Annotated in this window: 16 protein-coding genes and 6 pseudogenes; 7 read left to right on the plus strand and 15 right to left on the minus strand. The window is 60.2% G+C overall.

The features are described 5' to 3' along the window. Positions 1-147: pseudogene (locus BLW24_RS25445) on the minus strand (aldehyde dehydrogenase family protein); the annotation flags it as partial. A gap of 204 nt (positions 148-351) precedes the next feature. Next, positions 352-1,724: pseudogene (locus BLW24_RS00005) on the minus strand (glutamine synthetase family protein). 474 nt (positions 1,725-2,198) lie between these two features. Here BLW24_RS00005 and BLW24_RS00010 point away from each other — a divergent pair. After that, positions 2,199-2,846 carry a substrate-binding periplasmic protein gene (locus BLW24_RS00010; protein ID WP_090375213.1) on the plus strand — a complete coding sequence of 216 codons (648 nt, stop codon included), beginning with the start codon at positions 2,199-2,201 and terminating at the stop codon, positions 2,844-2,846. A gap of 77 nt (positions 2,847-2,923) precedes the next feature. On the opposite strand, the gene BLW24_RS00015 is transcribed toward BLW24_RS00010, so the two are convergent. The 9 genes and pseudogenes from BLW24_RS00015 to BLW24_RS00055 form a co-directional block, all read right to left on the minus strand. Then, complete coding sequence (locus BLW24_RS00015) at positions 2,924-3,976, minus strand: TRAP transporter substrate-binding protein (RefSeq protein ID WP_090375215.1); 1,053 nt, start codon at positions 3,974-3,976, stop codon at positions 2,924-2,926. A 209-nt stretch (positions 3,977-4,185) separates the two neighbouring features. Further along, positions 4,186-5,511 (minus strand): annotated as a pseudogene (locus tag BLW24_RS00020) (TRAP transporter large permease). Further along, positions 5,511-6,017, minus strand: coding sequence for a TRAP transporter small permease subunit (locus BLW24_RS00025; protein ID WP_090375217.1), 507 nt, complete (start codon positions 6,015-6,017; stop codon positions 5,511-5,513). The pseudogene BLW24_RS00020 and the gene BLW24_RS00025 overlap by 1 nt, the downstream one beginning before the upstream one ends. A gap of 74 nt (positions 6,018-6,091) precedes the next feature. Continuing rightward, a pseudogene (locus tag BLW24_RS00030) lies at positions 6,092-7,116 on the minus strand (alpha/beta fold hydrolase). 491 nt (positions 7,117-7,607) lie between these two features. Continuing rightward, the gene (locus BLW24_RS00035) at positions 7,608-8,717 is read right to left on the minus strand and encodes an NADH:flavin oxidoreductase (RefSeq protein ID WP_090375219.1); all 1,110 of its coding nucleotides are present in this window, start codon (positions 8,715-8,717) and stop codon (positions 7,608-7,610) included. A gap of 52 nt (positions 8,718-8,769) precedes the next feature. Further along, positions 8,770-9,363: a TetR/AcrR family transcriptional regulator gene (locus BLW24_RS00040; RefSeq protein ID WP_090375220.1), complete on the minus strand. Its 594-nt coding sequence runs from the start codon at positions 9,361-9,363 to the stop codon at positions 8,770-8,772. A 308-nt stretch (positions 9,364-9,671) separates the two neighbouring features. Further along, positions 9,672-10,652 (minus strand): IS5 family transposase, encoded by a 981-nt coding sequence (locus BLW24_RS00045; RefSeq protein WP_090375222.1) that lies wholly within the window; start codon positions 10,650-10,652, stop codon positions 9,672-9,674. Between the two features lie 146 nt (positions 10,653-10,798). Continuing rightward, positions 10,799-12,757 carry an HD domain-containing phosphohydrolase gene (locus BLW24_RS00050; protein WP_167360305.1) on the minus strand — a complete coding sequence of 653 codons (1,959 nt, stop codon included), beginning with the start codon at positions 12,755-12,757 and terminating at the stop codon, positions 10,799-10,801. Positions 12,758-12,866: 109 nt separating this feature from the next. Continuing rightward, positions 12,867-14,195, minus strand: a complete 1,329-nt coding sequence (locus BLW24_RS00055) for a spinster family MFS transporter (RefSeq protein WP_090387578.1) — start codon at positions 14,193-14,195, stop codon at positions 12,867-12,869. Positions 14,196-14,526: 331 nt separating this feature from the next. Between BLW24_RS00055 and BLW24_RS00060 the strand changes: the two genes are divergently transcribed. Continuing rightward, the gene (locus BLW24_RS00060; protein ID WP_420875017.1) at positions 14,527-16,704 is read left to right on the plus strand and encodes a hypothetical protein; all 2,178 of its coding nucleotides are present in this window, start codon (positions 14,527-14,529) and stop codon (positions 16,702-16,704) included. A 67-nt stretch (positions 16,705-16,771) separates the two neighbouring features. On the opposite strand, the gene BLW24_RS00065 is transcribed toward BLW24_RS00060, so the two are convergent. The 4 genes and pseudogenes from BLW24_RS00065 to BLW24_RS00080 form a co-directional block, all read right to left on the minus strand. Then, positions 16,772-17,563, minus strand: coding sequence for a hydroxypyruvate isomerase family protein (locus BLW24_RS00065; RefSeq protein ID WP_090375227.1), 792 nt, complete (start codon positions 17,561-17,563; stop codon positions 16,772-16,774). Next, positions 17,560-18,465, minus strand: a pseudogene (locus BLW24_RS00070) (NAD(P)-dependent oxidoreductase). Before BLW24_RS00070 ends, BLW24_RS00065 begins: the two are co-directional and overlap by 4 nt. Before the next feature lie 84 nt (positions 18,466-18,549). Further along, positions 18,550-18,918: a DUF5064 family protein gene (locus BLW24_RS00075; RefSeq protein ID WP_090375229.1), complete on the minus strand. Its 369-nt coding sequence runs from the start codon at positions 18,916-18,918 to the stop codon at positions 18,550-18,552. A gap of 74 nt (positions 18,919-18,992) precedes the next feature. Continuing rightward, positions 18,993-19,306 (minus strand): annotated as a pseudogene (locus tag BLW24_RS00080) (DUF2288 domain-containing protein). A 309-nt stretch (positions 19,307-19,615) separates the two neighbouring features. Between BLW24_RS00080 and BLW24_RS00085 the strand changes: the two are divergent. The 5 genes from BLW24_RS00085 to BLW24_RS00105 all read left to right on the plus strand — a co-directional run bounded on the left by BLW24_RS00085 (position 19,616) and on the right by BLW24_RS00105 (position 24,508). After that, positions 19,616-20,737, plus strand: coding sequence for a branched-chain amino acid ABC transporter substrate-binding protein (locus tag BLW24_RS00085; RefSeq protein WP_090375231.1), 1,122 nt, complete (start codon positions 19,616-19,618; stop codon positions 20,735-20,737). Between the two features lie 117 nt (positions 20,738-20,854). Then, positions 20,855-21,778 (plus strand): high-affinity branched-chain amino acid ABC transporter permease LivH, encoded by a 924-nt coding sequence (gene livH / locus BLW24_RS00090; protein WP_090375233.1) that lies wholly within the window; start codon positions 20,855-20,857, stop codon positions 21,776-21,778. Further along, entirely contained in the window at positions 21,775-23,043 is a 1,269-nt protein-coding gene (locus tag BLW24_RS00095; protein WP_420874973.1) for a high-affinity branched-chain amino acid ABC transporter permease LivM, read from the plus strand. Before livH ends, BLW24_RS00095 begins: the two co-directional genes overlap by 4 nt. Next, positions 23,040-23,807 (plus strand): high-affinity branched-chain amino acid ABC transporter ATP-binding protein LivG, encoded by a 768-nt coding sequence (gene livG / locus BLW24_RS00100; RefSeq protein ID WP_090375235.1) that lies wholly within the window; start codon positions 23,040-23,042, stop codon positions 23,805-23,807. Before BLW24_RS00095 ends, livG begins: the two co-directional genes overlap by 4 nt. Continuing rightward, positions 23,807-24,508 (plus strand): ABC transporter ATP-binding protein, encoded by a 702-nt coding sequence (locus BLW24_RS00105; RefSeq protein ID WP_090375237.1) that lies wholly within the window; start codon positions 23,807-23,809, stop codon positions 24,506-24,508. Before livG ends, BLW24_RS00105 begins: the two co-directional genes overlap by 1 nt. The last annotated feature ends 17 nt before the right edge of the window (positions 24,509-24,525 follow it).

Raw genomic sequence — 24,525 nt, forward strand, 5'->3', positions numbered from 1 at the left:
CGCCTTGCGACCGATGGCGATGCGCTCAGCCAGCGGAGTGGTCTTCCAGGCCTGCTGCGTCAACTCGGCCTTGGCCAAAGCCGCCTGAATTTCAGGGTTGGAAGCCAGATGGCGCTCGACATACACCGAGCCATCGATGGGGGAAATGCATTGGCAGTTTGCTCATTGCTTGCACCTTAAAATCCTGTCGCGAACAACAGGTAGGTCTGCTGTATATCTACAGGCCTGGACCTCGTAGGGTGGATGGCGCTTTACCCATCCACCTATACGCTGGTGGATGAAAACAGCGTCATCCACCCTACCCAGCGCCTCTAGCCCCTGTGTCTATTGCACCTGCGGCAAAGCAGGGCATCAGATAATTTCGAAGTAGCGATCCAGTTCCCAGTCGCTGACATGCCGGCGGTATTCGCGCTCTTCCCACTCGCGGCTGGCGGCAAAGTGCTCGACAAACTCGTCGCCAAACAGCTCCCGCGCTGCCGTCGAAGCCTTCAGCCGTTGCGCCGCATCCCACAGGGTACGCGGCAGGGCCAGCTCTTCCGGGTGCTTCATGGCGTAGGCGTTACCCACCACCGGCTCGGTCGGCTCCCACTGCTGCATCACCCCGTACAGGCCAGAGCAAGCGCCACCGAGAGGGCCAGAAACGGATTGCCGTCGGCGGCGCCGAGGCGATATTCCTGACGCTGGGACTTGTCACTGCCGGGAATGACCCGCAGCGCAGCGGTGCGGTTTTCCACGCCCCAGGTGGCATCGGTAGGCGCCCAGAACCCTGGGATCAGCCGCCGATAGCTGTTCAGCGTTGGCGCCACCATGCACAGGAATTCCGGCATCAGGCGCTGCTGACCGGCAAGGAAGTGGCGCTGAATCTTGCTCATATTGTGCGCCTGGCTCGGGTCATAGAACGCCGACTTGCCGCTGGCGAGATCGCGCAGGGACACATGGATATGCCCACTCTGCCCCGGATATTTGCCCGACCACTTGGCCATAAAGGTGGCCATCAGGCCGTTGCGCTGGGCCAATACCTTCATAAAGGTCTTGAACAGCGCGCCCTTGTCGGCGGCGGCTTCGGCGCGGTCATAGGCAATCGCCGCCTCAAGCACGCCGGGGCCGGTTTCGGTGTGCAGGCCTTCGATGGGAAAGTCCATGCGCTCGGCCATTTCGAGGATCTCGTGGTACAGCTCGGCGTGTACCGAGTTGCGAATCATCGAGTAGCCGAACCAATCCGGGGTGAAGGGCTTGAGGTTGCGAAAGCCTTTCTCGCGGGCCGACTCCGGGGTTTCATCGAACATAAAGAATTCGTATTCCAGCGCCGCGAACGCATCAAAGCCCATAGCCTTGCTGCGCTCGACCACCCGGCGCAGGGTGCCGCGCGGGCAGACCTTCTCGGCCGCCTCGGCAAACTCGCAGATAAACAGCAGCATGCCGTTTTCAAAGGGTAAATCGCGGCAGGTATGTGGCAGCACGCGCACCGGGGCATCGGGGTAACCGGTGTGCCAACCGGTGTACTGAGCGTTGTCGTAGAGCTGGTCCTTCACGTCCCAGCCGAGCACCACATCGCAGAAGGCAAAGCCGCTGTCGAGAGCAGAGAAGAACTTGCTGCGGCTGAGGTATTTGCCACGCATCACCCCATCGTTATCGAACACCCCGACCTTGATATGGCTAAGGCCGCGTTCTTCGACAATGCGCTTGGCATCCTGAACGGTTTTCACGTCTCGCGGATTGAGCATAAATGCACCTGTCTCTTGTTGTTATGGCTGACTTCCGGTGTCAATCCTGCAGGCAACAACAGCGTCTCAAGCGCATCCCCACAATCACCACACAACGCGCCCTGACACTACCCACGCCTGTTAGAACACCCGGCAAAAAGCTTCATCAGTGTGGTACAGGTTTGCCAAGTTGGCTGGGCAATTAAGCAAAACAAGCGGCAAGCGTTGCATCACAGGTGACGGCAGGTACTGCTCTGCTGTAAAAGCACAGATCATCACCAGTCGAACACCTGACTGCATGCGCCAAGTGGCCGCCAGAAGCCATACCGGAGACTGTTTGAACCCGATGCCCCGCACCCTGCCAGCGCCCGGCCAGACTCGGCATCGCGCAGTAATTACCGCCGCCTGGCACTGGCACTGACTGCCTGGCTTGCACCTACAACCTGCCTGGCGCGTGACTGGCTGATCTATACCCACAGCCTGGATAGCCAAGCCGTGCTGATCGACGGCCAGTTACGCGGACGCGAACATGCCGGCAAGCGGGCGTTCTTTCTGGAGCTGGTGCGCGAGCTGCTGGCCGATATGGCCGAGCCGCTGCCAATCCAGGAAGTGCCCTTGGCGCGTGGTCTGGCGCAACTGCAACAACGTGACGATGTGGTGCTCTTCAACCTTGGCAAAACTCCGGAGCGCCTGCCGCTGGCGCACTGGGTCGGGCCCATCTGGGAAGAGACCGACTGGTTCTACGAGAACAGCCAACGGCCCACCGGTATCCACAGGCTGGAGGATGCCAAGAACCTGCCGGTGTGCGTGCTCAACGGCAGCTCCCATGATGAACGTCTGACGGCAATGGGGTTCTCGCAGCTAAAGCGCAACAACGCTTACAGCACCTGCTTCGGCATGCTCGCAGCAGGCCGGATCGCGCTGGCTGCCTCGGCGGACTCAGGGCTGGCGCAGAGGCTGCGCGAGGCTGGAGTCGCGGCCGACAAGGTACGCCCAAGCGCCGTGCAGCTGGGCCGCGACGAAGGCTATATTGCCCTGTCACGCAGCATGCCTGAGCAGGACATCGCGCGCTGGCGCGCGGCTTTACAGCGCGTGCAGCAGGATGGCCGCATCCTGGCCCTGCAGAATCGCTACGCGCACTGACAGAGTCGCCTGCCCGCCGCGCAAAAAAACACGCCCGCATCTTGCGCTGCGGGCGTGAGGTGTAGCGACCCCAGGTGCTAGCCGCGATAGGGCGCGCCGGCCTTGGCCATGAGTGCGTTGTACTTCTTGAATATCTCCACCACGCGCGCGCAGCGCGGGCTGGTTTTGGCGATTTCATCCCAGAACTTCAGCGCCTCGGCCTCCACCGTGGCCCACTCCTCGGCCGGGATGGAGGTCAGTTGCAGCTTGCCGCCCTCGACCCGCAACTGCGCTTCACCGCCCCAGTACCAGTGCTGGCGGTAGTAGTTGGAGCTGTCCATGCACAGTTTGAACAGGGTTTTCAGATGCTCGGGCACTTCGGCCCATTTGTCCGAGTTGGCGAAGTAGGAGCCGCACCACGCACCGGAGATATTGTTGGTGAGGAAGTACTTGGTCACGTTGGCCCAGCCAACGGTGTAGTCCTCGGTAATACCGGACCAGGCGATGCCGTCCAGCTCGCCGGTCTGCATGGCCACCTCGACATCTTCCCAGGGCAGGGTCACCGGAATCACGCCGAAACGGGTAAGGAACTTGCCAGCCGTAGGAAAGGTGAAAATGCGCTTGCCCTTGAGCTGCTCAAGCTTGGTGATCGGCTCCACCGTGGCGAAGTGGCACGGGTCCCAGGCGCCAGCGCCGAGCCAGGTCACACCTTTGACTTCGCCATAGGCCTCGGCCCAGATTTCATTGAGCCCGTACTGGTTGAACAGCACCGGAATGTCCAGGCTGTAACGGGTGGCAAAGGGGAAGTAGCCGCCGAACACAGAGATATCCACGGGCGCGGCAATGGAGTCGTCATCGCTCTGCACGGCATCGATGGTGCCCTTCTGCATGGCGCGGAACAGCTCGCCGGTGGGCACCAGCTGGTCGGCGTAATACAGCTGGATTTCCATCTCGCCATTGGCTGCCTTGTTGAAGGCATCGATGGAGGGTTTGATCACATGTTCGCCCAGGGCGGCACCGGCATAGGTCTGCAGGCGCCAGACGATTTTCTTCGGCTCGGCGGCATAGATATGCGCCGAACCCAATGCCGTTGCCCCTGCTGCCCCGGTGGCCACCGCGGCGGTTTTCAGAAAACTGCGTCTCGTACTCATGCTGTTATCTCCAGGCTTGTCGATTCAGATGGCATACAACCGCACTGCCTGGCCCACGGGGCACTGGCAGGGTTTTCAGAGGGGCAACCTGCACCTGATGACTCAAAAGCCCTTGAGGATTGCGTGCGGCATAAGCGGCGCTGCGCCGCGGCAATCCTCACTGGCTTTATCGGTACGACTGCGCTGGCCTACAGCTGAAATTCATGTGCTCACCTGCCGTAATGCCACTGCGGCAGCCACAGGGCGATCTGCGGGAAAACCATGACCAGCACCAGCGCCAGGACCATGATCAGCACGAATGGGGTAACCGACACATAGATGTCGCGCAACGAGACTTCCGGCGGAGCCATGGCGCGCATCAGGAACAGGTTGTAGCCGAAGGGCGGGGTCATATAGGCGATCTGGCAGGTGATGGTGTAGAGCACGCCATACCAGACCAGATCGAAGCCCAGAGCACCGACCAGCGGAATATACAAAGGGGCGACGATCACCAGCATGGCGGAGTCATCGAGAAACATGCCCATGAGGATGAACGACAGCTGCATCAGGATCAGCACCTGCCAGGGCCCAAGACCAAGGCTCTAGAGAAAGAACGCCTCGATTGCCTTGACCGCGCCGAGGCCGTCAAACACCGCGCCGAAGCACAAGGCGGCGAGGATGATCCACATAAACATGCAGCTGATGCCGAGCGTCTTGCGCAGGGTTTCTTCCATCACACTGCGGGTCAAACGCCCCTTGACCAACGCCATCAGGGTGGCCGCCGCTGCACCCACCGCCGAGCTTTCCACCAGGCTGGTGATGCCCATCAGAAACAGGCCGGTCATGCAGAAGAAGATAAACAGCGGCGCAACCCCAGCCTTGAGCAGCAACAGCTTCTCGCGCCGGCTGATCTGCCCGCGCTCCTCTGCAGATAAGGCCGGCCCCAGTTCTGGCTGCAAACGGCAACGCACGGCGATATAGAGGATAAACAGCCCCGCCATCAGCAGACCGGGAAACACCCCTGCCAGCCACAGCTGGCCGACCGGCTGGCGGGCAATCATGCCGTACAGCACCAGCACCACACTGGGTGGAATCAGAATACCGAGGGAGCTGCCGGCCTGGATCACCCCGGTGACCATGATCTTGTCGTAGCCACGACGCAACAGCTCCGGCAAAGCAATGCTCGCACCGATGGCCATGCCGGCCACGCTGAGGCCATTCATCGCCGAGATCGCCACCATCAGGCCGATGGTGCCGATGGCCAGGCCACCATTGAGCGGCCCCATCCAGACGTGGAACATCTTGTAGAGGTCTTCGGCCAGCCCCGACTCGGAGAGCATATAGCCCATAAATACGAACAACGGCAGAGTCAGCAGCGGGTACCACTTCATCAATTTCATGGCCGCGCTGAAGGCCATTTCCGAACCGCCGTCGCCCCACAACAGCAGCGCCGCCACCACCGCGACAAAACCGATCGCGCCAAATACCCGCTTGCCGGTAAGCAGCAGCAACATCATCGAGGAGAACATCAGCACGGCTATCAACTCGTAATCCATTACAGCGGTTCCCCCCGCGCGGCGGCGATGTCCTTAAACAGGGTGGCAATGGCCTGCAGCAGCATCAGGGCGATGCCGATGCACATGATGATCTTGATCGGCGCCATGGGGGGCGACCAGGCCGAGTAGCTGGTTTCACTGTACTCAAGGGCGTACTGGGTTGAAGAAATACCGCCGAAGAGCAGGAACACCAGGTAGAAAATCAGAAAACCGATGGTGATCGCATCGATGATTGCCCGGGTCCGTGGCGACCAGCGGCTGTAGAACAGGTCCATGCGCACATGGGCATCCAGTTGCATGGAATAGGCGCCGCCAAGCAGGAAGTAGGCGACCATCAGAAACTGCGCCGACTCCAGCGTCCAAGCGGCCGGCATAAAGAAGGTCTTGCTGATTGAGGAGTACAGCAGCACGCCGAGAATGGCGAAGATCAGGTACATGGCGAAGCGCCCGACAACGCGGTTGAGCGCCTCCACTGCGTGCACAAACAGCCTGATGGCCTTGGGCATACTGCACCTGCCGAATAATTGTTATTCCGAGAGCCTAGACCAAGATGGCGCAAAGCCAACCAGCGCTGACAGCGTTAGCACAAAGCACGCCAGCTCTTTTGCGCAGGCAATCTCTCTCGAAATATCAGCAGCTTAGTGCGCAGGAAAAAGCTGCGGTAGACCCCTACTAGCCCTCTAGAAAGCCCATCAGCACCGCCACGGTGCGTGCTGGCTCCTCTTTCTTGGGGCACATGGCCGAGGTCGTCGAACAGCACCAGACGGCTGCCCTTGATGTCGCGTTTGAAGCGCTCGGCATTGACCGGTGGAATCAACTCATCGCGACCACCCCAAATAATCAGCGTCGGCACCTTGAGTTCGGCGATACGCGTGTAGCTCTGCCCCGCTTCGGCCTGGATAAAGCGCTGACGCAAGGCTTCACGATTGCCGGCGCGCAGGGTCAGCTCGTAGTAGCGATCAATCAGCTCATCGCTGACCTTGTCCGGATCGCCGTAGATGTTGCGGATGCTTGCCTCGATCATCTGCCGGGGCAGCAGATTGGCCATCAGTGGCGCCAGCGCGGGAATCTGCGCCAGACGAAAACCGATGGGCATGGAAGTGGCGTTGCGCGGATAACCGGCGGCATCCACCAGCACCAGCCGTTCAACACGCTGCGGATAGTTCAGGGCAAATTGCCAGGCCAGTTGCCCGCCACCACCGCACGCGGCACCTGCAACTGATCCAGCACATGGCCGAGAAAGGCGCTGTAGTGGGCCATGCGGTAATCACCATCGGGGAATGGCCCGGTCAAGCCAAAGCCCGGCAGATCGAGGCTGATCACCCGACGCTTGGCCTGCAACGCTGCCACCCAGCCTTCCCAGGTGTGCAGGCTGGCCGAGGTGCCGTGCAGCAACACGATCGGCGCGGGGTCATCGCGTGGGCCCTGATCGCGCAGGTACACCAGCATGCCGTCAACCGCGACAAACTGCGACGGTGGCAAAGCCCAGCGCGGCTTGAGGTCCGCCACGGGGCGATCCGGCGCCCAATTCCAGGCGACCGCAGCGGCCAGGCTGATCAGCACCAACAGGACAACGGATACGGATATCTGCACAGCACGCTTCATGGTCGATACCTGATGACGGGGCACTGGCAATACTAGCCAACGAGGCACAGCTTGCCTGCAGAGCGCCGGATATCAATCGACACAAGCGGCCGATACCGGACGAAAAAACTATGTAGCTATTGCGTGTTGTGAAGCGATAAGCCGTAGGTTGGTGTTGAGCACAGCGAAGCCCAACAGACCGCTGCATGGGTAGGTTGGGCTTCGTCGCGTTGCTCCTCAACCCAACCTACCCATGCACCCTGCGGACGAAAAAAAGCCCCGACGTGCCGGGGCTTGAGGAGTGTTGCGCCGTTTTGCGGCGCACACGATAAAACGGGTATCTAGAATCTGTTTCGGATCTCGCGAGCTAGAGCGATACAAGGCGCTACGTAGTAACAGCCTCCGGCTGATCAAAACGCGGCGAGGAAGCGGAGTGTACGAACTGTACATGAGCATTCCGAGCCTGTTTTTAACGCCGTATCGCCGACGCGCAGCAGATTCGAGATAGGTTCTTAGACCAGGCTGGTCAGCGCATCACGGCTGAACGGCAGAATATCCTGCTCGCGGCCATCGCGTACTTTTACCGCCCAATCCGGGTCGACCAGCAGTGCACGGCCTACGGCAACCAGGTCGAACTCCTGCTTGTTCAGACGCTCCAGCAGGTTTTCCAGACTGGCCGGCTGAGCCACCTTGTCGGTGTTGACCATAAACTGCAGGAACTCGCCGTCCAGGCCGACGCTGCCAACGGTGATGGTTGGCTTGCCGGTCAGCTTGCGCGTCCAGCCGGCCAGGTTCAACTCGGAGCCGTCGAACTCCGGCTCCCAGAAACGGCGGGTCGAGCAGTGGAAGATATCCACGCCGGCATCGGCCAGCGGCTTAAGGAAGGCCTCAAGCGCTTCAGGAGTCTCTACCAGGCGAGCGCTGTAATCCTGCTGCTTCCACTGCGAGAAGCGGAAGATGATTGGGAACTCAGGGCCGACGGCGGCACGCACAGCCTGGATCAGTTCGATGGCAAAGCGCGAACGCTGCGCCAGGTCACCACCGTATTCGTCGGTGCGCTGGTTGCTGCCGGCCCAGAAGAACTGGTCGACCAGATAGCCGTGGGCACCGTGAATTTCCACACCGTCCATGCCGATGGCCTTGGCATCTCTGGCGGCTTGGGCGAAGGCGGCGATCACGTCCTTGATATCGTCCTGGGTCATGCCGTGCACAACCACATTGCCCTCTTTAATCTTTTCGCTCGGGCCGTAGCCTGGGACGCTGGCGTCCGGCTCGGTGCCCAGCTTGCGCACATTGCCCACGTGCCACAGTTGCGGAACGATCTTGCCGCCTTCTGCGTGCACGGCCTCGACCACTTTCTTCCAGCCGGCCAGAGCATCTTCACCGTAGAAACGCGGCACATTCGGGTAACCGTTGGCGGCCTTGTGCCCAACCGTGGTGCCTTCGGTGACGATCAAACCAACGCCGGCAGCCGCGCGGCGACGGTAGTACTCGATGACCTTGCTATTCGGTACGCCGCCTGGGGAGAAGGAACGGGTCATCGGGGCCATGACCACACGGGTCGGCAGCTCCAGGTTGCCCAGGCTAAAGGGTTGGAACAGTGCTTTAACGGGATCGGTCATCATCATTCCTCGGGGCGGCCAGAGCGCCGCAACTGGTTAAAGGGGCTTGTATTCAGACCTGCAACAACAGCTGCAGGCGTTGGATAAAGTCAGTCAGGGCGCGGGTGTTGTTCGCCACCTTGAGTCGGGTCAGCGCGCCTTGCCAGGCATTGGCGATAAAGCTCGCCAGGTTGCGGCAATCTTCATCGGCTGCCAGCTCGCCTGCGGCCTGCGCCTGTTCCAGACAGGCCTGCAGAATGTCCGCCGAGGTTTGCAGAATTGCATCGACCTGGGTGCCAAGGGTCGGCGACAGCTCGGCCATCTCGAAGCTCAGGCTGCCGATAAAGCAGTGGTATTCCAGGCGCTCCTGGCGCGCGAAGTGTTCCACCAGCTCGGCGTAGTAACCGAGGATGCGTTCGCGCGGGCTCAACGCTGGGTCGCTCAGGGCTTCGGCATAACGCGCCAGGCGCGGCTGATAGACCTGCTGCAAGGCCTGCAAGGCAAAGTCTTCCTTGCTGGCGAAGTAGTGATAAAAGGAGCCTTTCGGCACCCCCGCCGCCTGGACGATTTCCTGCACACCGGCGCCGTGATAACCACGACAGGTCATCACCTCGGCGCCTTTGGCGAGGATCAGGTCACGCTTGTCGAGTCGAATGCTGGAGTTCATGCCGACAAGAATATGACCGGTCGTCTCGCTTCGCCCAGCACTATTGATTTGCGTGATTATCCGCAAGAAGCAACGCGGGTTTTAGACACGACAAAGCCGCGAACAGGTCGCGGCTTTGTGGGAGGGGAAGATGCAGAACCTGCTCAACGTCTCGCGAGCTAGGGATCCTCTGAAGTAGCCATGCGTTTCAGGCCGACTTCAGCCTCCGCTGATTTTGAAAGCGGAAAATCGATCAAAAACGATCATATCATCCGCTTATTTTTGTGTTTTTAGCCGCCGCGAGCACCTCGCGGCGGCTATTGCCCATATTACGGGCGCACCTCTCCTGCAGTTGCCAGTAAATGTCTGCGTGCCATCCACAGGTTCGACAGCGCAAACAGCGTGACCAACTGCGCCGTGTTCTTGGCCAGGCCGCGGAAGCGCGTCTTCACATAGCCGAACTGCCGCTTGATCACCCGAAACGGGTGCTCGACCTTGGCGCGCACCTGGGCTTTGGCCTTCTCGATCTTGCGCTTGGCTTTGTATAGCGCGCTGCGCTTATCGAGTTTCTTGTAGGTGCTGCGGCGTGCCGCCACCTGCCAGATAACCTTCCGACCCTCATGCTCCGGACGCTTTTCCACACCGGTGTAACCTGCGTCGGTACAAACCACGTTCTCGTCGCCATGCAGCAGCTTATCCACCTGGGTGACGTCCGCCACGTTGGCCGCCGTGCCCACCACGCTGTGCACCAGTCCAGACTTGTCATCCACACCGATGTGGGCCTTCATGCCGAAGTAGTACTGGTTGCCCTTCTTGGTCTGGTGCATCTCCGGGTCGCGTTTACCGTCTTTGTTTTTGGTCGAGCTGGGCGCATTGATCAACGTCGCATCGACGATGGTGCCCTGGCGCAGGGACAGGCCGCGATCCCCCAGGTAGCCGTTGATCACAGCCAAGATGCCAGCCGCCAGTTCGTTTTTTTCCAGTACGCGACGGAAGTTGAGGATGGTGGTTTCGTCAGGGATACGCTCCAGGCTCAACCCGGCGAACTGCCGCAGAATGGTCGTTTCGTACAGCGCCTCTTCCATCGCAGGATCGCTGTAACCGAGCCAGTTTTGCATCAGATGAACACGCAGCATCGCCATCAACGGGTACGCCGGGCGACCGCCTTCACCCTTGGGGTAATGTGGATCGATCAGGGCAATCAAGCCCTTCCACGGCACCACCCGATCCATCTCGATCAGGAACAACTCTTTGCGGGTCTGCTTGCGCTTGCCGGCGTACTCGGCATCGGCGAAGGTCATCTGCTTCATCGGAAAACTCGGTGGGTGGCGTCCGGGCATTTTGCCAAAATCAGGAAGACTTATTCAGAGTTTCCTTAGAAGCAAGTGACAGAGGCAGACAGCCATTTCAGAACCTGTTTTGGATTTCGCGAGCTAAAGCGAGACAAGGCAGGTTCTCAGTGGGTGTGGGGATGTTCGCGGGTGCAGGACGGCTCGTAATCGCACACATGGTGGTTAAACGGTGAGGTGGTGTGCGAACCCGGCGCGCCCGTCACCTGAAAGCAGCGGCTGGCGATAAACAGCTGCACCAGCTCGGCGTCAAGCAAACCGCTCTGCGCCTCACTCTTGAGAATATCCAGCGCCCGCTCCAGCGGCATTGCCGGTTTGTAGGGGCGATCCGCCGCAGTCAAGGCATCGTAGATGTCGCAGATGGTCATGATCCGCGAAGCGCAGGGAATCGCATCGCCAATCAAGCCTTTGGGGTAACCACTACCATCGAGTTTTTCGTGGTGCGCCCCGGCAATATGCGGCACGCCCTGCAGATCCGGAGTCCAGGGAATCAGGCTGAGAAACTGCTGGGTGTGTACCACGTGCCGCTCGATTTCTTCGCGCTCGGCCGTGGTCAGGCTGCCCTTACGCACGGCCAGGGCGCTGAACTCACCCTCGCTGAGCAGGCTGACCAGACAATTGCCAGGCGCCTTGACCAGCTCGCCTTGCACTTCCTGCAGATGCTGAAAATCCCCTTCACTGAGCATGCTCGGCTCGTTGGCCTGGATGATGTTGTTGAGGTAACGCTCCAGCCGCTCGCACTCATAGGCCAGCTCGGCTTCCATTTGCAGGCGCCGCTCATCACTCAGACCGCCTTTATGACGGTAAGCATGCAGCATCTTGCGCAGGGTCTGGTTGCGCAGATTTTCCTGGGCCAGGGCAACGCGATAGCGCAGGTTTTCCAGCACAGGCTCGGCGAGCTTCTTGGCTTTTACCAGTACATGTTCGCGAACCCCAACCTTGCCGAAGTCATGCAGTAAGGCGGCGTAGCGCAGCTCGCGCAAACCATCGACGCTTAGCGCCTGCTCGCGCAAACGGGCTTCTGGGGCATGGGGTAACTGGTTGGCCAGGGTCAGACACAGCTCAGCAACCCGGAAAGAATGACCACTGGTGGTCGGATCACGCTGCTCGATGGCAAACACCGAGGCCTGCACGAAGCCGTCGAACAACCGGCTGATGTCATCCAGCAACTGGCGATTCTCGATTGCCACTGCCGCCTGGCTGGCCAATGCACGCAAAGACACGGCGGTTTCTTCATCGAAGGCAATCAGCTCAGGCTCAAGCTGCTCGCTGCCCTTGCGCTGACGGTTGATAAACTCCAGCACGCCGACCACTTCATGGCGATGGTTGCGCATGGGAATCGCCAGGATCGACATGGTGCGATAGCCCATCTGCAGGTCAAAGGAGCGGTTGAAGCGATACGGCGCATCCCCGGCAATCGCGTACACGTCCTCGATATTCAGCTCGGTGCTGGTCAGCGCGACGTAGCCGGCAATCGAGGCCTTGCTCAGCGGCATGCGCTGGTCCTGAAAGCTGTTCTGGCTAAGCGTGCCGTTCTGGGTCAGCTTGAAGATCAACTGCGCCAGCGCATCCGGGCGGCGGCTGACCAGAAACAGCGAGGCGGCGTCGCTGTTGGACAAGCGCCGCCCTTCGATAAGAATTTTTTCCAGCAAGCGGTCCAGATCACGCTCGGCCGACAGCGCCAGACCCACGTCCACCAACTTGCTCAGATCATCATGCTTGCCCGCCAGGGCGGCGGCCAGTTGCTCGGTCTGATGGCGTAGGCTGTACTGCTCGCCGGCAAAACGCAGCAGCGCCGACAATTCCTCGGCACTGGCATGCGGCGGCAACGGCAATACGCCAGGTTGATCCATGCAGCCCATCAGAATCGCGCCGCAATCCAGCCAGTCGGTCAACGGCTGCAGCGCCAGTAACCGTTCGTCAAGCAGCACCAGCGCCAGGTCATCCGGCAACTCGTCAGGCACGTCAATCGCCTGCAAAGTCAGCGGGCACTGAGCCAATACGTTGCACAGGGGATGCGCGCCAAGCGCATTACTGTGGCCCAGCACAAGGCGGGAAGTGCCCATGGTGGTTGTCCTCAGTCGCAGTTGCGTGACAGCAGTGCGACAGAGTATTGCACAGGATCCAGCCGTTGCCCGGCCATCCGGCGCATGCCGAACGGCCGGGTAAAACGGCTTAGGTGGCGGGCTGCAACTGCATGCCCTGCTGCATTTTTGCGGCATCGACAACGAAGCAGCGCGAGGCCTGCAGCAGCGCCAGCATGGTCAGCATCAAGGCCACCGGGATCAGATACATGGCGTTATGCAGGCCGACAGCCTTGAAGGTTTCGTTCATTTCACTGGCCCCGGCGGCGAGCATTGCCGCGTGGGAGTAGTGATCCGACAGCATGCCCACCGCCAATGGGCCAAGGCCGCCGCCGAGCAGGTACAGACCAGCGAAGAACAACGCCATGGCGGTAGCACGCAGACGTGGCTCGATCACATCCTGAATCGCGGTATAGACGCAGGTGTAGAAGTTGTAGGCAAACAGCCAGCCGATGCTGAACAGCGCCACGAACACGGCGATTTCAATTCGTCCGGCCAGCAGGGCGTAGCCCGTGGCGACAGAAGCAATCAGCATGCTCAGTGCGGCAAACAGCAGGCGGCCGCTCTGCCAGCGTTGGTGGATCTTGTCCGCCAGCCACCCCCCCAGGGTCAGGCCGACCAGGCCGGTCAGGCCAACGATCACCCCGGTGGCCATAGCCGCCTGCTCCAGCGGCATCAGGAAGTAGCGCTGCAGCATCGGCACCATGAACGAATTGCAGGCATAGGTGGCGAAGTTGAAAGCCAGGCCAGCCATCACCAACCACCAGAAGGTGCGGATCGCCAGCACCTTGCGCAGCGGTTTATCCACTGGCGTGGCGCGCGATTGCACCAGTTCGGCCGCACCGCGCTTGGGCTCGTTGATAAAGAACATAAACAGCGCCAGGATCAGCCCCGGCACCGCGGCAATAAAGAACGGTGCGCGCCAGCTGTCGAACGCCTTGACCATCGCACCGATGGTGAAAAAGGCCAGCAGCAGACCAATCGGCAGGCCAAGCATAAAGATGCCCATGGCACGCGCGCGCTTGTGCGCCGGGAACAGATCACCGATCAGCGAGTTGGCCGCCGGCGCATAGCTGGCCTCGCCAATGCCGACGCCCATGCGAATCAGCAGGAAGCTCCAGAAGTTCCAGGCCAGGCCGTTGACCGCCGTCAGCCCGCTCCAGACTGCCAGCCCCCAGCCCATGATCTTGCGCCGCGCGCCGGTGTCAGCCATGCGCCCCAGTGGAATGCCGGCAATCGCATAGACAATGGTAAAGGCGGTACCGATCAAGCCCAGCTGCAGGTCACTGAGATCCCATTCCATGCGGATCGGCTCGATGATGATCGCCGGAATGGTGCGGTCGAAGAAGTTGAACAGGTTGGCGAGAAAAAGCAGGAACAGAATGCGCCAGGCATTCGCCGCTTGTAGGGACTGCTGCATGGAATCCATCTCTATTTGTTGTTATCGAAGCGGGTCGGAGGCGCATGGCCAACCGCCGTATCCAGCATGTGCAGGCGCAATCTAGAGCCTTGCGTCTATGCTGTCTGTGACTATTTGTTGTGTGTATGCCGGGTAATGGGCGTCCGAGCAAGCACCCAGGTCACAAAGCGCACCGGAAAAACTGCGGATATGCCTCAGTAAAACCGGGTGAAACAGCGAGATTTTCTATTTTTCATGCTACAAACAAGCCTGTTGAGCGAAACATGGCCATTTGCCGCTCCACCCTCGTTAGCAGCCGGAATGTCTCTAAATGAAAACAAAAAAAGACGCTGTGACCTCCCCCGCGACCGAAGCCACACTGGCTGACCTGGCTGATACCCTGCTCGCTCCAATCGAGCGACTGGCCCCTCTACCGCCGCCAATGCGCTTGGATAGCAGCGGCGAGCAGTACATGTATTTCACCGAGCGCGACATCGATCGCATCCTCGATAACCTCGACGGCCTGCGCAGCCTGGTGTTTCCCCCAGCCCCGCAGGATGACGACAACGAACGGCGGGTGCAGCACTTCCCCTCTGTTTGCCTGATCGGCCTTGGCCGATGCGGCTCGAACATCGCATTGGATGTTGCATCGCTGGTCTACAACGCCCGGCAGTTCTACCTGAGCGAATTCAACAACGAAGAAAAAACCGTTGCCGAACAGGATTTTCGCCCCACCCGTTGGATTCGCAGCAACCTGCTGCGTGCTCCGAGCAAAGACAGCAAACCGGTATTTCTGATCGAGCCACTGGTGATGCTCGGCGACCTGGACAAGGACATCGAGGGACGCATCCGCTTCTCGCGCAAGGGCGAAACCAGCGGGTTCCTCAGCGACTACAGCAAGATGAAAATCATGGACCTCTCCGAGGTGCATGCCGGCGGCGCCGGTAACGCGCCGATCCTCGGCCAATACCTGGCCAAGATCATCCTTAACAAGGACACCCAGCGCTTCACCAACGAAGACTGGAAATTCATTCACAGCTACCTGATCGATTCGTGCGGCATCAAGGCCAACCAGTCGCGCCTGTACTTCTACATCTTCAGCGCCGGTGGCGGCACTGGCTCGGGCATGGCTTCAGAGTTCGGCCTGGCGCAGCAGTTCGCCTACATGAGCAAGACCTTCGACACCAAGAACTTCGAGGAAAGCCCGGAGAACCGTGACCACAGCTTCGTCTTCGAGCCAATCTTCACCAGCGGCATCTGCATCCTGCCGAACATCTCCGACCAGCGCAGCGAGATGTCCGAAGCCCTGCATATCAACGCCGGCCGCCTGCTGTGCAAGTACCTCGCCGAGGAGTGGGACTTCTCCTACAACTTCGACAATGAAGAGAACAGCGAAGAAAGCGTGATGCGCCGCATCCGTCCATGGAACGCCATGATGCTGATCTCCAACGACATCATGCGTTACGCCGAAGAAAGCGATGACGGCAATATCCAGAACATCGACGTCAACGCCATGGAGCGTCACGCCAACCAGTACATCTCGCAGCAGATCTTCAACATTCTCACCGCCCAGGCAGTGACCACCGACTACGACCAGAACTACTTCCGCCGCGCCGGCATCGACATTGGTGAAACCATCCGCCTGGACGCCAACGACCTGTTTATGAGCCTGGCCGGTCCGGTGGCCGTGGCGTATGCCGAATCGGTGGTGCCGGAGCAGAGCGCCGCAGCGCTGGACAAGTTCCGCGTGCTGGACAAGGAACCGTCGCGGCTGAACATCGACGACCTGTTCTTCCGCTCCATCGACCTGCCGCACTTCAACAAGGTCACCCAGGCCATCGAAGGCATCAGCCTGCTGCCGATCGAGTCCAAGCGTTATCGCGAAGCGCTGGATGAGTACAAAAAGTCCGATTACAACGCCGCCAAACTCAGCGACCTGCACTTCTTCAAGAACTGCTCCTCGGTGGTATCGATCGTCTCGCTGCCGAAAGACTACAAGCTGTCCTATATGGATCTGAACCGGCTCAAGACCCACCTCAACAGCCTGTTCCCCAACACCACGCTGAAGCGCTATGCACTGGTGATTGGCGCCTCGGCCAACCTGTCACTGACCACCCTGATCGCCAAAAGCCCGTGCCTGTCGGATGACTTCCTGACCCTGATCGTGGCCTTTATCAAGCGCTGCTTTGCCCGCGACCCGCACCGCTTCGACGAAAGCCTGGACAACGCCATTCTCGATTTCATCATGAGCGATGAGTTCGATGAAGTGCGGGTCGACGCCATGCTCAACGAGTTTGAGAACCCGGCGAAGATCCTCGATACCAACTGGTACGCGATCAAGCCGATGTACGAGAAGAAGTACCGCGAGCTGATCCACGATCAGGACAAATTCGTCTCGATCAACGATATCCGTCTATCCCGTGAAAGCGTGAAAAAGGCGATCAAGTACCTGCGCGAGATCTACCGCCACCGTATCGGCAAGACCCGGGTTATCTCGCTCAACAAGTACCACGAAAGCCCGCAAGAATAAGGCCGTAGCGCCTGTTTTCCGCTGCAGTCGTTGCGAAAAACAGGCGCATCCTTTAGGCGAGCATTGCTCACCACTCACTCAACCAACTCAAACTGGCCAAGGTGCCCGCCTCTCCCGGTCGATATTCGGCCGCTACCCAGCCCTGATACCCACAGTCACGCAAAGCCTTGAGCAACGGCGCGAACTGCAATTCGCCACTGCCCGGCGCACCGCGCCCCGGATAATCGGCAAACTGCACATGACCAATACGCCCGGCCAGCAAAGTGATACCCGCCTGTATATCCAGACCCTGCCGCGCCATATGGTAGAGGTCGTACTGCGCAGTCAGATTGGGATGGGCCACCGCCTTGAGCAACTCATTCAGCTGCTCCGGGGTATTGATCATAAACCCTGGCATATCCAGCGGGTTGATCGCCTCCACCACCACACCAATACCCAACAACTGAAAGGCCTCGGCAGTCTTGCGCAGGTTGTCGATCAGACAGGCCAGCGCCTGTTCAGGCTCTACACCCTCGGCCAGGCGACCCGGCAGCACATTGACCAGCGCTGGCCGCACCATGGCGGCGTAGCTCAAGGCCTGCTGCAACGCCGCAGCAAACTCTGACTGACGTGCGGGGACCGCAGCCAAACCAGCACCACCACTCATCAGATCACCGGCTGGCAGGTTGATCAGGCGCAGCGGCATACCCGCAGCCTCCAGTGCCTCTTTCAGGGCAATGGCCGGCAGCTCGTAGGGAAACTGGATTTCCACACCATCAAAGCCGGCAGCGGCGGCAGCGGCGGCAGCGGCGGCAGCCACTATCCGCTCACGCAGCGGTAACTCGGTAAACAACAACGACAGGTTGGCCGCAATCTTCATGGCTGTGATTCTTGAGGCTGCGGCGCCCGATAGAGCTGAACCAGGGTCGCAGGGTCACGCTCCAGATTGCCCTGGCTGCCGTGCTGGCGCATCAGCTGCGCCGCCAGGCCGCTGACCGGCGTGGCCGAGCCGATCTACTGCGACAGCTTGACCGCCGTATCGAGATCCTTGAGCAAGGTGCGCACATGCCATTTGACCGGCTCGAACTGACTCTCGGCCATCTGTGGCGCAAGAATCTGCAGCGGCTTGGAGTCGGCAAAACCGCCGGCCAGCGCGGGTGCAATCAGGCTGGCATCGACCCCGGCCTGCTCGGCCAACGCCACCACCTCAGCGATCACCAACGCGTTACAGGCGACGATCATCTGGTTGCACACCTTGGTCACCTGGCCTGCGCCAACGTCACCCATGCGCGTCAGGCGTTGCCCCAGATGTGCAAGGATCGGCCTAACCCGTTCGATATCCTCAACCCGGCCACCGGCCATGATCGCCAGTGTGCCGTTGGCCGCGCCCGGTGTGCCGCCGGAAACCGGCGCATCTACCCAGCGCATGCCACAGCGAGCATGCAGTTCAGCAGCCATTTCACGGGTGGCGGCCGGCTCCAGGCTGGAGAAATCCACCAGTACCTGCCCCGGCTTGCCCATTTCCACAATGCCGCCGGGACCGAATACCACCTCGCGCACTACATCGGTGTTGGCCAGGCAAAGCATGACGACATCGGCCTGAGCACAGAGCTGCGCCGGGCTGGCCACCGCTTGCGCGCCCAACGCCTGCAATGGCGTGCACTTATCAGGGGAACGATTCCACACGCTCAGCGGATAGCCAGCGGCCAACAGGCGCTGGCTCATGGGCAGGCCCATAAGGCCAATACCAGCAAATGCCAAAGCAGGACGGGAGGTGGACATAGGCAGACTCCGACTCATTGATGGTCGCCATCTTAACCCAGCGGAGCCAGAACCTGTCCCGCCAGTCAACGCCCGTACAACACCTTACAGACCGTCCTTCTCCAGATGATCGAGATTGACCGGCTCGCCGCTGTGCGCACCAAGCTTGGCGCGAATGTCTTCGAACATCAGGTCGTACTCGGCGTGGCTGCGCATGATCAGGCTGCTGTTGGTCGGTAGCCCATGCTTGTGTGCCAGCCGCGTGGCCACACTGGCGAAGTTGTAGGCAGTATCGCGGTGCAGTTCGAAGACTTCTTCAAACGCCTTGCCGTTCACCTGGCCGTGCATGCGCATATGCAACATCGGGCCTTCGGCCGGGTCCTGGCGGACTTCGTAATGAAGGTCGACGCTAAACAGCGGCGTATCGGCGGAGGCCAAGGTATTGGCGCGATGCAAATGTCCGGGTTCAAACATGCTGGCAGCTCCTGCAATCAGTCCATGGTGCTGCCAGCATAGTTGCTCAAGATGACCGAGGTGCACGCGCCAGATCAGTGCAGCGGCGTGCGCGGAGTGCGTTCCTGAGCCAACACCCAGGGGGCTACAACCACCGCCCACAGCTCTGGATTACGGTTTAGCAGGTCTTCGGCGCGGCTGTCGTCAGCCTTGCTCAAGATCCCGGCAGCCAGGCGGCGACTTTTTCCTGGTCGTTCAGCGCCACAGCCTGCGCCACTTCGATCAGATCCTGAGTGCCGTCGACCAGCAGCAAGGCGCCACGGGCGAAGAAAGGTTGCAGCTCCTGCCAGGTAATAGCTGCAGTTTCACCAAGCAGCTTGGCATAGAGGGTGCTAGGTTGTTCTGTCATGGATTGCCCTGTCATTGGTGAGCGCTTTTTTAGTCGGCCGCCATGATAGCGTCGACCTGCCCGCTGGCAAATTCGCAACGCTGTTCGCGACGTTACCAACGGCGATCAAGACACGCCGTTTTTCTATACGTTTATTACGTTAAAGCGACACCCCAGGGTTTTGCCCCCAGCAAGCCGCTTTTCAAGCCGCAAAGCCGCGCTCTACACTGCACCGGTACAGTTGCCGGGGGGATGACCGGGGAAACAACCCGGTTCTGCAGCTTTGGCCGCCAGAACTACAACAATCAAAACCAATAAGAGCGGAGCACTATGAACAAGGCTACTAAGCAGATTTCCAAACTGTTTGCCGCCATGGCCATGGCTGGCGTTGCCAGCTACTCGGTAGCGGCTGACACCATCAAAATTGGCCTGGCAGGCCCAGTCACCGGCGCCGTCGCGCAATACGGTGAAATGCAGTTCATCGGTGCCAAGATGGCCATCGAGCAGATCAACAAGGCCGGCGGGGTGAACGGCGCAATGCTCGAAGGTGTGGTCTATGACGACGCCTGTGATCCGAAGCAAGCCGTTGCCGTAGCCAACAAGATCGTCAACGACGAAGTTAAATTCGTGGTTGGCCACCTCTGCTCCAGCTCCACTCAGCCAGCGTCCGACATCTACGAAGACGAAGGCATCCTGATGGTCACTGCCGCGTCCACCAGCCCGGACATCACCTCGCGCGGCTACGAGCTGGTGTTCCGCACCATCGGCCTGGACAGCCTGCAAGGCCCAACCGCGGGCAACTTCATCGCTGACCACGTCAAGCCAAAAGCCGTTGCAGTAATCCACGACAAGCAGCAGTACGGTGAAGGCATTGCCACCGCGGTCAAGCAGACCCTGGAAAGCAAAGGCACCAAGGTTGTTCTGTTCGAAGGCATCAACGCCGGCGACAAGGACTTCTCCGCAATGGTCGCCAAGCTCAAGCAAGCCGGCGTGGACTTCATCTACTACGGTGGCTACCACCCAGAACTGGGCCTGCTGCTGCGTCAGTCGGCTGAGAAAGGCCTGAGCGCCAAGTTCATGGGCCCAGAAGGCGTAGGCAACAAGGAAATCTCGGCCATCGCCGGCCCAGCTTCCGAAGGCCTGCTGGTTACCCTGCCGAAGTCGTTCGACCAGGACCCACGCAACCAGGCGCTGGTTGATGCGTTCAAAGCCAAAAATGAAGACTCCAGCGGTCCATTCGTGTTCCCGGCTTACGCCGCAGTACAAGTGATCGCCGAAGGCATCACCAAGGCTGGCGATACCGACACCGCTAAAGTGGCCGCAGCCCTGCGTGCCAGCAGCTTCGACACCCCAACTGGCACCCTGGCCTTCGACGAGAAGGGCGATCTGAAAGACTTCAGCTTCGTCGTCTACGAATGGCACCAGGACGGCACCAAGTCCGAAGCCAAGTAAGCTCTTAGCCTGAACCCAAAACCCACTGCTCCGGCAGTGGGTTTTGTTTATTAGAAGAATTCCGGTTGCATGCTGCGCCAAAAGCGCTGCCTTGCGTGACAACCCAGGAGTTAGGCAATGCCTGATCTTTATCACTACCTGCAACAGCTGGTTAACGGTCTGACCGTTGGCAGCACCTATGCCTTGATTGCCATCGGCTACACCATGGTTTACGGCATTATCGGCATGATCAACTTCGCCCATGGCGAGGTTTACATGATTGGCTCGTACGTAGCCTTCATTGTGGTCGCCGGCCTGGCCATGTATGGCCTGGACAGTTTACCCATCGTGATGATTGCGGCCTTCGCCGCCAGCATCATTGTCGCCAGCGCCTATGGCTACAGCATCGAACGGGTCGCCTACCGCCCTCTGCGCGGCGGCAACCGTCTGATTCCGCTGATTTCCGCCATCGGCATGTCGATCTTCCTGCAGAACCAGGTGCTTCTGGCGCAGGACTCCAAGGACAAATCGATCCCCAACCTGCTACCAGGCAACTTCGTCTTCGGCGAGAGCGCCATGAATGGCGTGGTGATTTCCTATATGCAGGTGCTGATTTTCGTCGTCACCTTCTTTGTCATGGTCGGGCTGACGCTGTTTATCTCCCGTTCACGCCTGGGCCGCGCCTGCCGCGCCTGTGCTGAAGACCTGAAGATGGCCAACCTGCTGGGCATCAACACCAACAACATCATCGCCCTGACCTTCGTCATCGGTGCCGCGCTGGCCGCGGTGGCCGCCGTGCTGCTAGGCATGCAATACGGCGTGATCAACCCGCACCTGGGCTTCCTCGCCGGCATCAAGGCCTTCACCGCTGCGGTACTCGGCGGTATCGGCAGCATTCCCGGAGCGGTACTCGGTGGTCTGCTGCTGGGGGTGGCCGAAGCCTTTGGCGCCGATATCTTCGGCGACCAGTACAAGGACGTGGTGGCGTTCAGCCTGCTCGTATTGGTGCTGCTGTTCCGTCCAACCGGTATTCTCGGCCGTCCGGAGGTTGAAAAAGTATGAGTACCTCCATTACCAAGAATCTCAGAACCGCGATCTTCAGTGCCCTGCTGGTGTTGGCCGTGGCCTACCCAGTTATCGGTCTAAAGCTCTCCACCGTCGGCATCAAGCTCGAAGTACAAGGCGCCAGCCCAGCCGTGCTGTGGACCATCTTCGGCTGCTCGATTGCCATGTTCTTCTGGCAGCTGTTCCGCAACCACCTGAGCGCCGCCTGGAGCCACGCGCCCAAGCTGCCCAGCATGCAGGGCAAAGCCAGCGAGTTCCTCACCCTGCCCTCGACCCAGCGCTGGATTGTGCTCGGCCTGATCGTCGTCGCCCTGGCCTGGCCGTTCTTCGGCTCGCGCGGGGCGGTGGATATCGCCACGCTGATCCTGATCTACGTGATGCTCGGCCTGGGCCTGAACATCGTGGTCGGTCTGGCGGGTCTGCTCGACCTCGGCTACGTCGCCTTCTACGCCGTAGGCGCCTACAGCTACGCGCTACTGTCGTTCTACTTCGGCCTGAGCTTCTGGATCTGTCTGCCGATTGCCGGCCTGATGGCGGCATTCTTCGGCTTTATCCTGGGCTTCCCGGTGCTGCGCCTGCGCGGCGACTATCTGGCCATCGTCACCCTGGGTTTTGGCGAGATCATCCGCATCCTGCTGAACAACATGACCTGGCTGACCGGTGGCCCCAACGGCATTGGTTCGATCCCCAAGCCAACGCTGTTCGGCCTGTCGTTCGACCGTAAGGCCGCCGAAGGTATGCAGACCTTCCACGAGTACTTCGGGGTGGCTTACAACTCGATCAACAAGGTGATCTTCCTCTACCTGATCGCCCTGCTGCTGGTGTTGTTGACCCTGTTCGTGATCAACCGCCTGCTGCGCATGCCGATCGGCCGTGCATGGGAAGCCCTGCGCGAAGACGAAATCGCCTGCCGCGCCCTGGGTATGAACCCCACCGCGATCAAGCTCTCGGCCTTCACCATTGGTGCCTGCTTCGCCGGGTTCGCCGGCAGCTTCTTTGCCGCGCGCCAAGGCCTGGTCAGCCCGCAGTCGTTCACCTTTATCGAGTCGGCGATCATCCTCGCCATCGTCGTATTGGGCGGCATGGGCTCGCAGCTCGGCATCATCCTCGCGGCCATCGTGATGATCCTGCTGCCGGAGCTGGCACGTGAATTCAACGAATACCGCATGCTGATGTTCGGCGCCCTGATGGTATTGATGATGATCTGGCGTCCGCAGGGCCTGCTGCCCATGCAACGTCCGCACCTGGAGCTGAAGCAATGAGCCGCCCGATCTTAGAAGTAAGCGGCCTGTCCATGCGCTTCGGCGGCCTGCTGGCCGTCAACGGGGTGAACCTGCAGGTCAAGGAAAAACAGGTTGTGTCGATGATCGGCCCGAACGGTGCCGGCAAGACCACCGTGTTCAACTGCCTAACTGGCTTCTATCAGCCTACCAGCGGCAGTATCCGCCTCAATGGCGAGCAGATCGAAGGCCTGCCTGGCCACAAAATTGCGCGCAAAGGCGTGGTGCGCACGTTCCAGAACGTGCGTCTGTTCAAGGACATGACGGCGGTGGAAAACCTGCTGATCGCTCAGCACCGCCACCTCAACACCAACTACCTGGCGGGCCTGCTGAAGACCCCGGCGTTTCGCAAGAGCGAACGCGAAGCCATGGAGTTCGCCGCGCACTGGCTGGAGCAGGTCAACCTGACCGAGTTTGCCAACCGCACGGCCGGCACCCTGGCCTACGGTCAGCAACGCCGCCTGGAAATCGCCCGCTGCATGATGACCCGCCCGAGCATCCTGATGCTCGACGAGCCAGCCGCCGGCCTCAACCCGCGCGAAACCGATGACCTCAAGGCGCTGATCCGCGTGCTCAGCGACCAGCACAATGTCACCGTGCTGCTGATTGAGCACGACATGAAGCTGGTCATGAGCATTTCCGACCATATCTATGTGATCAACCAGGGCACGCCCCTGGCGGACGGCACGCCGGAGCAGATCCGCGCCAACCCGGACGTGATCAAAGCCTACCTGGGGGAAGCGTGATGCTGTATTTCGAGAACGTTTCCACCTTCTACGGCAAGATCCAGGCGCTGCATGACGTCAACGTCGAAGTCCGTCAGGGTGAGATCGTCACCCTGATCGGTGCCAACGGTGCCGGCAAGTCGACGCTGCTGATGACCCTCTGCGGTTCGCCCCAGGCGAGCAGCGGCAGTATCCGCTACCAGGGTGAAGAGCTGATCGGCCAGGACACCCCGAGCATCATGCGCAAGAGCATTGCCGTGGTGCCGGAAGGTCGCCGGGTGTTCTCCCGCCTGACCGTAGAAGAAAACCTGGTGATGGGCGGTTTCTTCGGCAGCAAGGCTGACAATCAGGAGCAGCTGGACAAGGTCTTGCACCTGTTCCCGCGCCTGAAGGAACGCTTTGCCCAGCGCGCCGGTACCATGTCCGGCGGTGAGCAGCAGATGCTCGCCATCGGCCGTGCGCTGATGAGCAAGCCCAAGCTGCTGCTGCTCGACGAGCCGTCGCTGGGCCTGGCGCCGATCATCATCCAGCAGATCTTCGACATCATCGAACAACTGCGCAAGGACGGTGTAACGGTGTTCCTGGTCGAGCAGAACGCCAACCAGGCGCTCAAGCTGGCTGACCGCGGTTATGTACTGGAGAACGGTCGGATCGTCATGCAAGGCAGCGGCCACGACTTGCTGAACGATCCGAAGGTGCGCGACGCCTACCTGGGCGGCTAAGCACTCAAGGTAAGAAA

It is taken from the genome of Pseudomonas anguilliseptica (assembly GCF_900105355.1).
GTDB lineage: Bacteria > Pseudomonadota > Gammaproteobacteria > Pseudomonadales > Pseudomonadaceae > Aquipseudomonas > Aquipseudomonas anguilliseptica.

Excerpts from the sequence above, each read along its gene's own strand:
- BLW24_RS00095 (WP_420874973.1), top strand. The coding sequence starts at position 21,775 with ATGAGTACCTCCATTACCAAGAATCTCAGAACCGCGATCTTCAGTGCC.
- livH (WP_090375233.1), top strand. The coding sequence starts at position 20,855 with ATGCCTGATCTTTATCACTACCTGCAACAGCTGGTTAACGGTCTGACC.
- BLW24_RS00105 (WP_090375237.1), top strand. The coding sequence starts at position 23,807 with ATGCTGTATTTCGAGAACGTTTCCACCTTCTACGGCAAGATCCAGGCG.
- BLW24_RS00045 (WP_090375222.1), bottom strand. The coding sequence starts at position 10,652 with ATGAAGCAGATGACCTTCGCCGATGCCGAGTACGCCGGCAAGCGCAAG.
- BLW24_RS00025 (WP_090375217.1), bottom strand. The coding sequence starts at position 6,017 with ATGCCCAAGGCCATCAGGCTGTTTGTGCACGCAGTGGAGGCGCTCAAC.
- BLW24_RS00075 (WP_090375229.1), bottom strand. The coding sequence starts at position 18,918 with ATGTTTGAACCCGGACATTTGCATCGCGCCAATACCTTGGCCTCCGCC.
- BLW24_RS00055 (WP_090387578.1), bottom strand. The coding sequence starts at position 14,195 with ATGCAGCAGTCCCTACAAGCGGCGAATGCCTGGCGCATTCTGTTCCTG.
- BLW24_RS00065 (WP_090375227.1), bottom strand. The coding sequence starts at position 17,563 with ATGAAGATTGCGGCCAACCTGTCGTTGTTGTTTACCGAGTTACCGCTG.
- BLW24_RS00050 (WP_167360305.1), bottom strand. The coding sequence starts at position 12,757 with ATGGGCACTTCCCGCCTTGTGCTGGGCCACAGTAATGCGCTTGGCGCG.
- BLW24_RS00040 (WP_090375220.1), bottom strand. The coding sequence starts at position 9,363 with ATGAACTCCAGCATTCGACTCGACAAGCGTGACCTGATCCTCGCCAAA.
- BLW24_RS00035 (WP_090375219.1), bottom strand. The coding sequence starts at position 8,717 with ATGACCGATCCCGTTAAAGCACTGTTCCAACCCTTTAGCCTGGGCAAC.
- BLW24_RS00085 (WP_090375231.1), top strand. The coding sequence starts at position 19,616 with ATGAACAAGGCTACTAAGCAGATTTCCAAACTGTTTGCCGCCATGGCC.
- BLW24_RS00015 (WP_090375215.1), bottom strand. The coding sequence starts at position 3,976 with ATGAGTACGAGACGCAGTTTTCTGAAAACCGCCGCGGTGGCCACCGGG.
- livG (WP_090375235.1), top strand. The coding sequence starts at position 23,040 with ATGAGCCGCCCGATCTTAGAAGTAAGCGGCCTGTCCATGCGCTTCGGC.